Below are 410 nucleotides of genomic sequence, written 5' to 3' on the forward strand. Positions count from 1 at the left end.
CCCGGTCCAGCAGGTCGGTGTCGTACGGGCCCAGCCGCGCGAACAACGGCAGCTGGTGCGCCCGGGCGAGCACGTTCACCGAGTCGATCTGGAACAGGCCGAGGCGGTCGATCACGCCTTGGACGTGCCGCATGGTGCGCGGCCCGTCGGTACGCGGGCGGTGCAGGCCCTGGGCTGCGACGGCCACACGGCGTGCCTGGTCGAGGGACAGCGAGATCGGTTGCACGGACCCATCCTGCCCCGTACCACTGACACTCCCCCCGAGGCTGTGGACAAGCGGCGCGCGACCGCGCGCTGCGCCAGGGTCGGGGAATGCGCCCCGTCCGCGAGCTCGCCCGCCTGCTGCTGCCCGTCGCCTGCCCGTGCGGCGAGCTCGACGTGCCGTGGTGCGCCCGCTGCGCGGACCTGCT

The 410-nt window shown here is 74.1% G+C and carries 1 pseudogene; it reads right to left on the reverse strand.

Annotated elements, in window-relative coordinates:
* Positions 1-226: pseudogene (locus PROKR_RS35805) on the reverse strand (winged helix-turn-helix domain-containing protein); the annotation flags it as partial.
* Between the last annotated feature and the right edge of the window lie 184 nt (positions 227-410).

Source organism: Promicromonospora kroppenstedtii DSM 19349 (assembly GCF_000515355.1).
Taxonomy (GTDB): Bacteria; Actinomycetota; Actinomycetes; order Actinomycetales; family Cellulomonadaceae; genus Promicromonospora; species Promicromonospora kroppenstedtii.